Raw genomic sequence first — 12,154 nt, forward strand, 5'->3', positions numbered from 1 at the left:
AATCCCCACCGAAGTGGTTCATCGTTCGACTTGCATGTGTTAAGCACGCCGCCAGCGTTCGTCCTGAGCCAGGATCAAACTCTCCGTGAATGTTTTCCCGTAATCGGGATGAACACCACGATGAGCGGAACGATCGGACGGAATAAGTCCGGTCGTTCACAGCGTCCTCGCTGTGTTTGTTTCAAAGGAACCTCATCCACGGCTATCACTGCCGTAGACGGGGTATCAACATATCTGGCGTTGATTTTTGGCACGCTGTTGAGTTCTCAAGGAACGGACGCTTCCTTTGTACTCACCCGAGAGACTCTCTCAGGCTTTCCTCCGGGCGCTTCCCTTCGGTCTTGCGTTTCCGACTCTATCAGACCCTTTCGGCGTCCGATTCCCAGTCGGCGGGTTTGTCTTCGGGCTTTGGGCTTTCGCCTGTCGGCCTTTCGACATTCACTACGTTAGCCGATCCCTTCGCCAACTCATAATCGAGTCAACCGAGATTCGAATTCAGGCATGGGGACATGACGAATTCGACCCCTCTGAGGGGCGTCGTAGGTAGTGGGTTGGCCGCTCCAGCTACTGGCGAACGCCGTAACCGGGTCAAGCGGCTCGGGCTACATTACGCCCCGGCCCGAGGCGAGTCAACTTCGCCGGCGCCTCGGTACATGGGCCCGGTACGGGCTCACCGTCGGGTCGTCAGCCGCCCAGTAGCGCCAGGGGTGCACGGCCCCATCGCCGGAGACTCCGGTGCGGGGGCCGCTGCGCACCAGGTCCGACGCAAGGGGCGTACCCGCCAGGACGCGCAAGGGGGTGTCCCCGGCGGTGCAGGCGTCCGTGCCGTCGAGGGACCGGTCGACGTCCAGAGCGGTCGCCAGGCGGGCCGGACCTTTGGCGAGTTCGCTGTCGTTGCGGGCCGAGAGTCGACGTTTGCGCGCCGGCTCGGCCCCCTCGACGATCTCGCCGGCACGAAGCAGGACCGCGCTCGCCCGCCCCTCGGGACCGCACACGAGGTTCATGCAGTGCCACATGCCGTAGGTGAAGTAGACGTACACGTGTCCGGGCAGGCCGAACATCGTGTCGTTGCGGGCCGTGCGGCCGCGATAGGCGTGCGAGCCGGGGTCGTTCGGGCCGTCGTAGGCCTCGACCTCCGTGAGGCGCAGGGTGATCGGACCATCCGGGGTCGTGCGGACGAGGAGGCGGCCGAGGAGGTCGGGGGCGACTTCCAGGACGGGGCGGTCGAAGAAGGACCGGGGCAAGGGCGTACGGTCGGGGGTCGCGATCATGCCCTCCGAGCGTAGTGCAGCCGGGTGGGTGCGTCGGGGGTGGTCAGCGGGCACTCGGCTTGCCAGGGTGGGATCGCGGAACCGGCCGCGGCCGGATCGCGTTTGTAGGGATCAGGGATCCCGTCACAGAGGTCGTAGGTCGTAGAGGGAGAGTCATGGCGTTCAAGAAGCTGCTCGCGAGTCTCGGAGCCGGCGGTGCTTCGGTGGAGACGGTGCTGACCGAGGCCAACGTCGTCCCGGGTGGCGTCGTCCAGGGCGAGGTGCGCATCCAGGGCGGCTCCGTCAACCAGCAGATCGAGGGGCTGTCGGTCGGTCTGCAGGCCAAGGTCGAGGTGGAGAGCGGCGACCAGGAGTACAAGCAGGACATCGAGTTCACCAAGCAGCGGCTGGGCGGGGCGTTCGAGCTGCAGGCCGGCGCGGTGCACGCGGTGCCGTTCGGGCTGGAGATCCCGTGGGAGACGCCGGTCACGATGATCGACGGTCAGGCGCTGCGCGGGATGAACATCGGGGTGACGACCGAGCTGGAGATCGCCCGGGCCGTTGACTCCGGTGACCTGGACCCGATCAACGTGCACCCGCTTCCGGCGCAGAAGGCGATCCTGGACGCCTTCATCCAGCTGGGCTTCCGTTTCAAGAGCGCGGACCTCGAGCGCGGCGTCATCCGGGGTACCCGGCAGAAGCTGCCCTTCTACCAGGAGATCGAGTTCTACCCGCCGGCGCAGTACCGCGGGCTGCACCAGGTCGAACTGAGCTTCGTGGCCGACGCGCACGCCATGGACGTCGTGCTGGAGATGGACAAGAAGCCCGGGCTGTTCAGCGAGGGCAGCGACACGTTCCGTTCCTTCCAGGTGGGGCTGCACGACTACCAGGGGACCGACTGGGCGGCGTACCTCAACCAGTGGCTCTCCGAGGTCGGCAGCAAGCGCAACTGGTTCTAGGCTCGGCACGGAACGGAACTACTGACTCCAGAACCGATTCAGGAGGTACCGAGGTGACCGAGCTCAAGCGGCGGCCGCTGCCCCACGACTTCCATCCGCCCGTGCCGTCGTTCACGGTGACGAGCGAGGACGTCGCGGAAGGGGCGACGCTCAGGAGTGCTCAGGTCCAGGCGGCGGGGAACACCTCGCCGCACCTGCGGTGGGAGGGCTTTCCGCCGGAGACCAAGAGCTTCGCCGTGACCTGCTACGACCCCGACGCTCCGACCGGGAGCGGGTTCTGGCACTGGGTGGTCTTCGACCTTCCGGCCTCGGTGACGGAGCTGCCCGTCGGTGCGGGCAGCGGCAAGTTCGAGGGGCTGCCGGAGGGCGCCGTGCACGCGCGCAACGACGCCGGGACCAAGGAGTTCGTGGGGGCCGCTCCGCCGCCCGGGGACGGTCCGCACCGGTACGTGTTCACGGTGTACGCGGTGGACCAGGAGAAGCTGGGGCCGGACTCCGACGCGTCGCCGGCCGCGGTCGGCTTCAACCTGCGCTTCCACACGCTCGCGCGGGCGCAGCTGATCGGTGAGTACGAGGTTTCCGCCGGGAACTGACCTCGTCATCGTTCATTCAACGTTTGCCCGCCTCTGGTCTTGGAATTGATCAGGGGCGGGCATTTTTGTTGCCGGGGGTCGCGGGGGTCGCCCCGCTTCGGAGCAGCAGATATTGCGTTGTCCATCTCGGCGTGCCCGGCCAGAGTTGATCCCAGCCCGCCAGGGGGTGGGCCGGTGCACACAGGAGGTGGGCTGGTATGCGGGACACGCTGGTACTGAACGCGAGCTTCGAGCCGCTGTCGACGGTGACGTTGAACCGAGCCGTCGTTCTCGTGCTTCAGGACAAGGCTGTCGTCGAGCAGGCCCACCCCGAACTGCGGATGCGGGGAGCCGCGGTCGACATACCGGCGCCCCGGGTGATCCGGCTGTGCAGGTTCGTACGGGTGCCGTTCCGAAGACAAGCTCCGTGGTCGAGGCGGGGTGTGCTGGTCAGGGACCGGCACCGGTGCGCGTACTGCGGGCGGCGGGCGACGACCGTGGACCACGTGGTGCCGCGGGCGCAGGGCGGGCGGAACTCGTGGCTGAACACGGTCGCCTCGTGCGCGGAGGACAACCACCGTAAGGCGGACCGGACTCCGGAGCAGGCGGGGATGCCGTTGCTGCGGGAGCCGTTCGAACCCTCGCCGCAGGACGCCATGTTGCTGGCGCTGGGGCAGGAGGACCTGGCCGCGTTGCCGGAGTGGCTGTCCGTGGACGCGGCCTAGGCATGTTCCCGGGGGCCCTGAGGTGCCGTCAGTCGATCGACGGCTTCTCGCGGCGTTCCGGGATGCGCTTCTCGGTGCCGCCGCCGTTGGTGCCGCTGCTCGAACCGCCGCCGAGGTTGCCGAAGTTGCCCATGGCGCCGGAGAGGCCCTTGAGGGCGTCGCCGATCTCGCTGGGGACGATCCAGAGCTTGTTGGCGTCGCCCTCGGCGATCTTCGGGAGCATCTGGAGGTACTGGTAGGAGAGCAGCTTCTGGTCCGGGTCGCCGGCGTGGATGGCCTCGAAGACCGTGCGGACGGCCTGGGCTTCGCCTTCGGCGCGCAGGGCGGCGGCCTTGGCCTCGCCCTCCGCGCGCAGGATCTGGGACTGCTTCTCGCCCTCGGCGGTGAGGATGGCCGCCTGCCGGGTGCCTTCGGCGGTGAGGATGGCGGCGCGCTTGTCGCGGTCGGCGCGCATCTGCTTCTCCATCGAGTCCTGGATGGAGGTGGGCGGTTCGATGGCCTTGAGCTCGACGCGGTTGACGCGGATGCCCCACTTGCCGGTCGCTTCGTCGAGGACGCCGCGCAGGGCCGCGTTGATCTCCTCGCGGGAGGTCAGGGTGCGTTCGAGGTCCATACCGCCGATGATGTTGCGCAGGGTGGTGACGGTGAGCTGCTCGATCGCCTGGATGTAGCTGGCGACTTCGTAGGTGGCGGCCCGGGCGTCGGTGACCTGGTAGTAGATGACCGTGTCGATGTTGACGACCAGGTTGTCCTGGGTGATCACCGGCTGGGGCGGGAAGGGCACGACCTGTTCGCGCAGGTCGATGCGGTTGCGGATGGTGTCGATGAACGGGACGACGATGTTGAGGCCCGCGTTGAGCGTCCGCGTGTAGCGGCCGAAGCGCTCGACGATGGCGGCGCTCGCCTGCGGGATGACCTGGATCGTCTTGATCAGGGCGATGAAGACCAACACCACCAGGATGATCAGGACGATGATGACCGGTTCCATCGCGTTCCCCGTACCCTTCTCCGCCTCGGCGCTTCTGGAAGATCTTATGCTTGTCGAAGATCTTGCTGGTCGAGTCTGACAGACCGTCGTGTGGCTCGTGGGCCGTTCGGTTCACTTACGTGGTGCGGGAGTTGTGCAAGGTCAGCTGTGCGGGGCCGGATGCGCGGGGTCAGATGACGATCGCCGTGGCCCCCTCGATCTCCACGACGTCGACCTCCTGTCCGACCTCGTAGGCGCGGTCCGTGTCGAGCGCGCGGGCCGACCAGACCTCCCCGGCGAGCTTGACGCGTCCGCCCGAGCCGTCGACGCGTTCCAGGACGACTGCCTGCTTTCCGCGCAACGCGTCCACTCCAGTGGCGAATTGGGGGCGCTGGGTGCGGTGCCGGTTCGCGATGGGGCGGACTACGGCGATGAGGGCGACGGACACCGCGACGAACACGAGGACTTGGGTGACGGCGCCGAAGCCGAGTCCCGCGGCGACCGCGGCCGCGACGGCGCCGGCCGCGAACATGCCGAACTCCGGCATGGCGGTCACCACGAGCGGTATGCCCAGTGCTGCCGCGCCGACGAGCCACCACACCCACGCGTCGATGTCGTCCACGCGTTCATCGTAGGACCGAGGGTCCCGCTGCCGACAGGGCGCGAAAGGGGGCGGTCGCCGGGATGTGCCGCGCGGTGCAGGGGTCAGGACATCGGGAGGCCCTGGGCGGTCCAGCGGTCGCCGACCTGTTCCACGACGAGAGGCAGGCCGAAGCAGTGGGAGAGGTTGCGGGAGGTGAGCTCCAGCTCGACGGGGCCGGCGGCGAGGACCTTGCCCTGGCGGATCATGAGGACGTGGGTGAAGCCGGGGGCGATCTCCTCGACGTGGTGCGTGACCATGATCATCGAGGGGGCGATGGGGTCGCGGGCGAGGCGGCCGAGGCGGCGTACGAGGTCCTCGCGGCCGCCGAGGTCGAGGCCGGCGGCGGGCTCGTCGAGGAGGAGCAGCTCGGGGTCGGTCATCAGGGCACGGGCGATGAGGGCGCGCTTGCGCTCGCCCTCGGAGAGGGTGCCGAACCTGCGCTCCAGGTAGTCGCTCATGCCGAGTCGGTCGAGGAAGGCGCGGGCGCGCTGCTCGTCGACGGCCTCGTACTCCTCCTGCCAGCCGGCCGTCATGCCGTAGGCGGCGGTGAGGACGGTCTGCAGGACGGTCTGGCTCTTGGGCAGCTTGTCGGCCATGGCGATGCCGGCCATGCCGATGCGGGGGCGCAGCTCGAAGACGTCGGTGCCGGGGGTGCCGAGGGTCTCGCCGAGGATGGTGGCGGTGCCCTTGCTCGGGTAGAGGTAGCTGGAGGCGACGTTCAGCAGGGTCGTCTTGCCGGCTCCGTTGGGGCCGAGGATGACCCAGCGCTCGCCCTCCTTGACCGACCAGGAGACCTGGTCCACGAGAGCCCGGCCCTCACGGACCACGGATACGTCCTGAAGCTCCAGAACATCGCTCATGAGCGCGTTGTCTCCCCTTGCAGTGTGGCCGGACTCGGTCGTCGCGTACGCCTGTGGCTCGGACCGCCGCGCGCGGGTGGGCGCGGCCCTCCGGGAAAATCTACGCCACCGGTCGGGGGACCCGTCCCCTCGGTCCGGTCCTTGGGCCCTTCCGACGGTTCCGGGCGACGCCGGGATGGGTTTCGATCACTGCGCCCAGGGCGTGCTTCGAAAGCAGCGTCGTCCGCCCGGAGGAGCCTGGGGATACCTCCCACGCCCTTGAGGCAGTGGGGGAGGGGCTTTCGAAGCACGCCCTAGGGTGGGGGAATGCTTTCGGAACCGCGCTCTGGTCGCCTTGCTGCTTGGGGAAATGCCCTTTTGGCCGGACTTGTCTCGCCGGACGACGCCGTGCTCGCCATCGTCGGGGAGGACGCGGTGCACCGGGTGGAGGGGCTGCCCGGCGAGACGGCGCCCGTCGGGCTCACGCTGGCGCTGGGGCGGATGCGGGCGCTGGGGGTGCGCGGGCTGCGGCTGGCGCTGCCGGCGCCGGGGCATCCGCTGGGGTTGAGCGGGCCGCCGGAGTTCAACGCGCGGGCACTGGACGCGCGGGAGGCCGTGGTGTGTCACGGGGCGGCGTTCGGGCTGGTGCCCGAGGTGTCCGAGGCCGGGCCCTCGGGCGATGTGCACGTGGAGGTGGTGTGGCACTGCCTCGCGGTGCGGGAGGCGCCGCCCGCGGATGTGCCGTCGCTGGGCGAGGCGGAGCGGGAGTTGGCGGAGGCGTTGCGGGAGGCGACGGCCGTGCTGTCGCGGTTGGACGTGGCGGGGTCGGGGCCGGTGGCGGAGGCGGCGATCGACGCGTACCGAGCGCGGGCGGAGCGGGGGCGGGAGGTGCTGGCGCCGGGGTATCCGCCTCGGGCGGTGCGGGTGCTGGAGCTGGCGCAGCGGGTGTCGTTGCTGGTGTCCCTGGCTCAGGAGCGGGGGGATGGGGGCGCGGTGAGCGCTTCCGAGATGGCGGCGCGCGGGGAGGCGTTGCGGCCGGTGGAGCGGACGGCCCGGCGGGCGCAGGTCGCCGCGTACAACTCCGTCGGGGAGGCGTGGGGGTGAGGTGAGGGCGCGGTGCGTCCGCCGGGGGGGGCTGGGCCCGGCGGGGTGCCGCCTGCGTCCCCCTCCCCCGTCACCCGGCGGCTGTCAGCCGGCCGCTCCGTGGCGTACGGCCCACAGGGCGGCCTGGGTGCGGTCCGCGAGGTCGAGTTTCATCAGGATGTTGGAGACGTGGGTCTTGACCGTCTTCTCCGAGAGCACCAGGGCGCGGGCGATCTCACGGTTGGAGCGGCCGTCCGCTATCAGGCCCAGCACCTCCCGCTCCCGCTCGGTGAGCGAACCTCCCCTGCCCTGACCCGAGTTGGCTTCCTCCTGGGACAGGAGCGCGCCCGCGACCTCCGGCTGGAGCAGGATGTGCCCGGCGTGGACGGAGCGGATCGCGCCGGCCAGCGCGTCGGGGTCCACGTCCTTGTAGACGTATCCGGCGGCGCCGGCGCGCAGGGCGGGGACCACCGTGCGCTGTTCGGTGAAGCTGGTGACGATCAACACGCGTGCGGGGTTGGCGAGTTCACGGAGGGTGCGCAGCGCCTCCACGCCGTCCATGCCGGGCATCTTGACGTCCATCAGCACGACGTCGGGCTTCAGCTCCTCGGCGCGGGCGACGCCTTCGGCGCCATCGGAGGCCTCGCCGACGACTTCGATGTCGTCCTGCACCTCGAGGAACGTGCGCAGTCCCCGGCGGACGACCTGGTGGTCGTCGACGAGCAGCACCTTGATTGGGTCAGCCACCGGGGGCCTCCATCTCGATCGTGGTGCCCTTCCCGGGCGCCGATTCCACCGTCAGGCTGCCGCCGATCCCGCCGGCCCGGTCCCGCATCGAGACCAGGCCGAGGTGGCGGCCGGCGCGGCGGACCGTGGTGGGGTCGAAGCCCTTGCCGTCGTCGGTGATGCGCAGCACCGTGTCGGGGCCGCGTTTGTGGAGGGTGACGTCGACGTGGTCGGCCCCGGAGTGGCGCAGGGCGTTGTGCAGCGCCTCCTGAGCGACGCGCAGCAGGGCCTCCTCCTGTGCGGCGGGGAGGGCGCGGACGCCTCGGCTGGTGAAGGTGACGCGCGCGGTGTGGGCGCGGTCGAGGACCTGGACGTGGGTGCGCAGGGTGGCGACGAGGCCGTCCTCGGCGAGTGCTGCGGGGCGCAACTCCACTACGGCGGCCCGCAGTTCGTCGGCGGCTTCGGCGGCGAGCGCGGTGACCTGCTGGAGTTCGCCCTTGGCGCGGGCGGGGTCGCGGTCGACGAGGGCGGCGGCGGCCTGGGCGGTCAGGCGCAGGGAGAACAGCTTCTGGCTGACCGCGTCGTGCAACTCGTGGGCGAGCCGGGAGCGTTCCTCGGCGATGGTGAGTTCGCGGTTGCGCTCGTAGAGGCGGGCGTTGGTGAGGGCGATCGCGGCGTGCTGGGCGAGGATGGAGAGGAGTTCCTCGTCGTCCTCGGTGAAGCCGCAGCCGCTCTCGGGCTTCCGGTGCGGGGTGTCCGCGTTCTCCGGGTGCAGTTTGTTGGCCAGGAAGAGGGCGCCGATGATCTCGTCGCCGTCGCGGATGGGCAGGCCCAGGAAGTCGGACATGTCGGGGTGGGCGGCGGGCCAGCCCTCGAAGCGGGGGTCCTCGCGGACGTCGGCGAGGCGCTCGGGGCGGGCCTGGTGGAGCATGGCGGCGAGGATGCCGTGCTGGCGGGGCAGGGGGCCGATGGCCTTCCACTGCTCCTCGCTGACGCCGTCGACGACGAACTGGGCGAAGCCTCCGTGGTCGTCCGGGACGCCGAGCGCGGCGTACTGCGCGTCGAGCAGCTCGCGGGCTGAGGCGACGATCGTCTTGAGGACGTCGCGCACCTCCAGGTGCCTGCTCATGGCCAGCAGCGCGGAGCTCACCGCGGCGAGGCCGGACCGGGGGCCTTGACTCATGTCCTCACGGTACCGGCGGGGTGTGACACCGCGGATCGGACCCGTGACGCATCGGGGTAGGGCCGCGGACCTAGGTCCGGGGTCCCCCTCTCGTGGACGTGGATCGCGGGGCCTGGGCACCGGGGCGTACGACGAAGGGTCCCGGTGGCGCCGGTCCGACGGCCGAGGCGGTGGGGGCGGGGCGTTCCTAGCGTGAGGGGACCGCCGTGCGGCGGTTCGGACGAGGGGACGGTTTGCCATGCCGGTAGCGATCATCACGGGGGCGTCGAAGGGGCTGGGGCGGGCGCTGGCCGAGGCGCTGGCCGCGCGGGGGTGGGACCTGGTGCTGGACGCCAGGACCGCGGAGGTGCTGAAGGAGACGGCGGCGGCGGTCGCGGTGCACGGGACGAGGGTGGAGGCGCTCGCCGGGGACGTCGTGGACGCGGGGCACCGTTCGGCGCTGGTGGCGGCGGCCCGGGGGCTGGGCGGCTGCGATCTGCTGGTGAGCAACGCGAGCGCGCTGGGCGCCGAGCCGCTGGTGCGGCTGGAGGAGCTGGCCCTGGACGGGTTGCGGCGGGCGCTGGAGGTGAACGTGGTGGCGGCGCTGGGTCTGGTGCAGGAGGCGCTGCCGCTGCTGCGGGCGGCGCCGGCGGGGGCGGTGATCGCGGTCAGTTCGGACGCGGCGGCCGAGGCGTATGCGACGTGGGGCGGATACGGGGCGTCGAAGGCGGCCCTGGACCAGCTCGCGGCGGTGCTCGCGGCGGAGGAGCCGGGGCTGCGGGTGTGGGCGGCGGATCCGGGGGACATGGCGACCGACCTGTACGCGGCGGCCGTGCCGGGGGACGGGGACGCGCGGCCGGAGCCGGGCGATGTGGCGCCGGCCTTCCTGCGGCTGGTCGAGGAGCGGCCGGCGAGCGGCCGGTACGCGGCGCCGGCGCTGCTGGAGGTGCGGTGATGTCGTCGGCTGTGCGGGCGCCGGGCGGGCTTTCCGCGGGGAGGTCGGCGCGGGTGCCGGCCGAGCGGCGCGGGCCGGGGCGGGAGCGGGACGACGTACGGCTGCTGGTGTCGCGGGGCACCGAGGTGACGCATCACGCGTTCCGTGAGCTGCCGTCGGTGCTGCGGGCCGGGGATCTGCTGGTGGTGAACACCTCGCCGACGCTGGCGGCGGCGGTGGACGGGCGGATCGGGTCCGCGCCCGTGGTGGTGCACTTCTCCACCCGGGGTGACGACGGACGGTGGGCGGTCGAGCTGCGGGATCCGGACGGGAAGGGGACCACGCGTGCGCGTACGGGCGGGCCGGCGGGCGCGCGGGTGGGGCTGCCGGGCGGTGCGGGGCTGGTCCTGGAGGAGCCGCTGAGCGGTGGCAGCGGGCGGTTGTGGTGGGCTCGGGTGTCGGGTGGGGCGGTGCCGGGGCTGCTGCGGGCGCACGGGCGTCCTATCCGGTACGCGTACACGGAGCGGGACCAGCCGTTGTCGGCGTACCAGACGGTGTTCGCGTTGCCGTCCGCGGACGGGGCGGGCAGTGCGGAGATGCCGAGCGCGGCGCGGCCTTTCACGGCGCGGCTGGTGGCGGAGCTGGTGAGCCGTGGTGTGGGGTTCGCGCCGGTGACGCTGCACACGGGGGTGGCCTCGGCGGAGGCGCACGAGCCTCCGTATCCGGAGCGGTTCGCGGTGTCCGCGGCGTCGGCGCGGGCGATCGGCGCCGCGCGGGCCGCCGGCTGCCGGGTGATCGCGGTGGGGACGACGGCCGTGCGGGCCGTGGAGTCGGCGGTCGGGACGGACGGGGTCGTACGCGCGCGTGAGGGGTGGACGGATCTCGTCGTCACTCCGGAGCGGGGGGTGCGGGCGGTGGACGCTCTGCTGACCGGGCTGCACGAGCCGGAGGCCTCGCATCTGCTGATGCTGGAGGCGGTGGCGGGGCGGGCCGCGCTGGAGCACGGGTACGCGCAGGCGGTGCGGGGGCGCTACCTGTGGCACGAGTTCGGCGATGTGCACCTCCTCCTGCCGGGGACGGGAGTCGTGGAGGGGGCGTGAAGGAGTCGCGCACACTCACACAGAGCATTGCTTGCGCAACTGCCGGTGAGAACGATCGAGGGGGCATGTGAGCCCGCACATAGGGCGCACATCACGTACGAAAGCCAATAGGACACAAACCACCCCCTTCCGAACGGGACAGACGTGTTGGTCTGTCCCGTTTTGCCCTTCCCTGATCCACTATCGGGCTTCGTACGTCACACCTTTGCCACCGGATTTTGCGGCCGCTAAGAATTGCTCTCGTCGCTCAGCGCCGCGGTTTCGGACCGCGGCGTTCGTGCCGGAAAAGCACCCGTGTCCGCCGTCGGACGAAAGAGCGACCTCCCGTCTATTCGAAGAGGTCCTTCCGCATGCCCAAGAACACTCACAAGATCGCGATCGCCGGTGCCGCCACGCTCGGCGCTGCTGCCATCGCCTTCTCGGTGGTCCCGGCCGACGCGCACACGACCACGACGGACGCTGCTCCCCTGTCCCACGTCGCCTACCGCTCCGAGCCGGTGCGGGACGTCAAGGCCGGTGTGACCGACCAGCTGGCAGGCGCCAGCCTGAAGGTCCAGGCCATCGAGGCGAAGAAGAAGGCGGCCGTGGACGCGGCGGCCGCGAAGAAGGCCGCCGCCGCTGCCGCTGCGGCGAAGAAGGAGGCGGCCGCCGCTGCCGCCGCCAAGAAGAAGGCCGCCGCCGAGCGGGCGGCCGAGCGCGCGGCCGAGCGGGCGGAGGAGCGCGCCGCGAACCGGTCCGTGAAGCGCGTCGCCGTCCAGCAGGTCGCGGTCAAGCAGGTCGCCGCCAAGAGCTACTCGAACAACCTCGACGGCTGGATCCGCGAGTCGCTCGACATCATGAAGAAGCACGGCATCCCCGGCTCCTACAGCGGCATCCACCGCAACGTGATGCGCGAGTCCTCCGGTAACCCGATGGCGATCAACGACTGGGACATCAACGCCATCAACGGCATCCCGTCGAAGGGTCTGCTGCAGGTGATCCCGCCGACCTTCGCGGCCTACCACGTCCCGGGCACCTCCTGGAACATCTACGACCCGGTCGCCAACATCACCGCCGCGTGCAACTACGCGGCCGACAAGTACGGCTCGATGGACAACGTCGACAGCGCGTACTGATCCTCCACAGGGACGCACGGACACGCGGAAGGGCGGCCCCCCGGACCGGGGAGCCGCCCTCGGGCGTCGTGCGGGCGCG

13 protein-coding genes and 1 rRNA gene are annotated in these 12,154 nt (G+C 70.8%); 7 read left to right on the forward strand and 7 right to left on the reverse strand.

Translation table 11 applies throughout. The features are described from left to right. Both ACFYXA_RS12810 and ACFYXA_RS12815 read right to left on the reverse strand, forming a co-directional pair. A 16S ribosomal RNA gene (locus ACFYXA_RS12810) occupies window positions 1-90 on the reverse strand; the annotation flags it as partial. Between the two features lie 539 nt (window positions 91-629). After that, on the reverse strand, window positions 630-1,271 hold the full coding sequence (locus ACFYXA_RS12815) for a DNA-3-methyladenine glycosylase (RefSeq protein WP_389031762.1): 642 nt from the start codon (window positions 1,269-1,271) through the stop codon (window positions 630-632). A 155-nt stretch (window positions 1,272-1,426) separates the two neighbouring features. On the opposite strand from ACFYXA_RS12815, the gene ACFYXA_RS12820 reads away from it, so the two are divergent. The 3 genes from ACFYXA_RS12820 to ACFYXA_RS12830 all read left to right on the forward strand — a co-directional run bounded on the left by ACFYXA_RS12820 (window position 1,427) and on the right by ACFYXA_RS12830 (window position 3,506). Next, window positions 1,427-2,209 carry a sporulation protein gene (locus ACFYXA_RS12820; protein WP_352247697.1) on the forward strand — a complete coding sequence of 261 codons (783 nt, stop codon included), beginning with the start codon at window positions 1,427-1,429 and terminating at the stop codon, window positions 2,207-2,209. A 53-nt stretch (window positions 2,210-2,262) separates the two neighbouring features. Then, entirely contained in the window at window positions 2,263-2,802 is a 540-nt protein-coding gene (locus ACFYXA_RS12825) for a YbhB/YbcL family Raf kinase inhibitor-like protein (RefSeq protein WP_389031766.1), read from the forward strand. 197 nt (window positions 2,803-2,999) lie between these two features. Further along, window positions 3,000-3,506: an HNH endonuclease gene (locus tag ACFYXA_RS12830; RefSeq protein WP_389031769.1), complete on the forward strand. Its 507-nt coding sequence runs from the start codon at window positions 3,000-3,002 to the stop codon at window positions 3,504-3,506. 28 nt (window positions 3,507-3,534) lie between these two features. Here the strand turns inward: ACFYXA_RS12830 and ACFYXA_RS12835 are convergent, their stop codons facing one another. From ACFYXA_RS12835 to ACFYXA_RS12845, 3 genes are all read right to left on the reverse strand, one after another. Continuing rightward, the gene (locus tag ACFYXA_RS12835; protein WP_352247696.1) at window positions 3,535-4,494 is read right to left on the reverse strand and encodes an SPFH domain-containing protein; all 960 of its coding nucleotides are present in this window, start codon (window positions 4,492-4,494) and stop codon (window positions 3,535-3,537) included. Window positions 4,495-4,663: 169 nt separating this feature from the next. Beyond that, window positions 4,664-5,095, reverse strand: a complete 432-nt coding sequence (locus tag ACFYXA_RS12840) for an NfeD family protein (RefSeq protein WP_130437494.1) — start codon at window positions 5,093-5,095, stop codon at window positions 4,664-4,666. Between the two features lie 83 nt (window positions 5,096-5,178). Then, window positions 5,179-5,976 carry an ABC transporter ATP-binding protein gene (locus ACFYXA_RS12845; protein WP_130437493.1) on the reverse strand — a complete coding sequence of 266 codons (798 nt, stop codon included), beginning with the start codon at window positions 5,974-5,976 and terminating at the stop codon, window positions 5,179-5,181. A 306-nt stretch (window positions 5,977-6,282) separates the two neighbouring features. Between ACFYXA_RS12845 and ACFYXA_RS12850 the strand changes: the two genes are divergently transcribed. Continuing rightward, window positions 6,283-7,059 (forward strand): hypothetical protein, encoded by a 777-nt coding sequence (locus ACFYXA_RS12850; RefSeq protein ID WP_389031774.1) that lies wholly within the window; start codon window positions 6,283-6,285, stop codon window positions 7,057-7,059. Window positions 7,060-7,143: 84 nt separating this feature from the next. Here the strand turns inward: ACFYXA_RS12850 and ACFYXA_RS12855 are convergent, their stop codons facing one another. Both ACFYXA_RS12855 and ACFYXA_RS12860 read right to left on the reverse strand, forming a co-directional pair. Beyond that, window positions 7,144-7,785 (reverse strand): response regulator transcription factor, encoded by a 642-nt coding sequence (locus ACFYXA_RS12855; protein WP_130437491.1) that lies wholly within the window; start codon window positions 7,783-7,785, stop codon window positions 7,144-7,146. After that, the gene (locus tag ACFYXA_RS12860) at window positions 7,778-8,947 is read right to left on the reverse strand and encodes a GAF domain-containing sensor histidine kinase (RefSeq protein ID WP_389031777.1); all 1,170 of its coding nucleotides are present in this window, start codon (window positions 8,945-8,947) and stop codon (window positions 7,778-7,780) included. The genes ACFYXA_RS12855 and ACFYXA_RS12860 overlap by 8 nt, the downstream gene beginning before the upstream one ends. A 238-nt stretch (window positions 8,948-9,185) precedes the next feature. Between ACFYXA_RS12860 and ACFYXA_RS12865 the strand changes: the two genes are divergently transcribed. From ACFYXA_RS12865 to ACFYXA_RS12875, 3 genes are all read left to right on the forward strand, one after another. Beyond that, a complete protein-coding gene (locus tag ACFYXA_RS12865; protein WP_389031780.1) occupies window positions 9,186-9,881 on the forward strand; it encodes an SDR family NAD(P)-dependent oxidoreductase in 696 nt (231 codons plus the stop codon). Further along, entirely contained in the window at window positions 9,881-10,960 is a 1,080-nt protein-coding gene (locus ACFYXA_RS12870; protein WP_389031783.1) for an S-adenosylmethionine:tRNA ribosyltransferase-isomerase, read from the forward strand. Before ACFYXA_RS12865 ends, ACFYXA_RS12870 begins: the two co-directional genes overlap by 1 nt. Before the next feature lie 350 nt (window positions 10,961-11,310). Next, on the forward strand, window positions 11,311-12,075 hold the full coding sequence (locus tag ACFYXA_RS12875; protein ID WP_389031787.1) for a transglycosylase SLT domain-containing protein: 765 nt from the start codon (window positions 11,311-11,313) through the stop codon (window positions 12,073-12,075). The last annotated feature ends 79 nt before the right edge of the window (window positions 12,076-12,154 follow it).

This window comes from Streptomyces sp. NPDC002566 (genome assembly GCF_042889585.1).
GTDB lineage: Bacteria > Actinomycetota > Actinomycetes > Streptomycetales > Streptomycetaceae > Streptomyces.

Coding starts and splice junctions, on each gene's coding strand:
- ACFYXA_RS12815 (WP_389031762.1), bottom strand. CDS start 1,271: ATGATCGCGACCCCCGACCGTACGCCCTTGCCCCGGTCCTTCTTCGAC.
- ACFYXA_RS12820 (WP_352247697.1), top strand. CDS start 1,427: ATGGCGTTCAAGAAGCTGCTCGCGAGTCTCGGAGCCGGCGGTGCTTCG.
- ACFYXA_RS12830 (WP_389031769.1), top strand. CDS start 3,000: ATGCGGGACACGCTGGTACTGAACGCGAGCTTCGAGCCGCTGTCGACG.
- ACFYXA_RS12835 (WP_352247696.1), bottom strand. CDS start 4,494: ATGGAACCGGTCATCATCGTCCTGATCATCCTGGTGGTGTTGGTCTTC.
- ACFYXA_RS12845 (WP_130437493.1), bottom strand. CDS start 5,976: ATGAGCGATGTTCTGGAGCTTCAGGACGTATCCGTGGTCCGTGAGGGC.
- ACFYXA_RS12850 (WP_389031774.1), top strand. CDS start 6,283: ATGCTTTCGGAACCGCGCTCTGGTCGCCTTGCTGCTTGGGGAAATGCC.
- ACFYXA_RS12860 (WP_389031777.1), bottom strand. CDS start 8,947: ATGAGTCAAGGCCCCCGGTCCGGCCTCGCCGCGGTGAGCTCCGCGCTG.
- ACFYXA_RS12865 (WP_389031780.1), top strand. CDS start 9,186: ATGCCGGTAGCGATCATCACGGGGGCGTCGAAGGGGCTGGGGCGGGCG.
- ACFYXA_RS12870 (WP_389031783.1), top strand. CDS start 9,881: ATGTCGTCGGCTGTGCGGGCGCCGGGCGGGCTTTCCGCGGGGAGGTCG.
- ACFYXA_RS12875 (WP_389031787.1), top strand. CDS start 11,311: ATGCCCAAGAACACTCACAAGATCGCGATCGCCGGTGCCGCCACGCTC.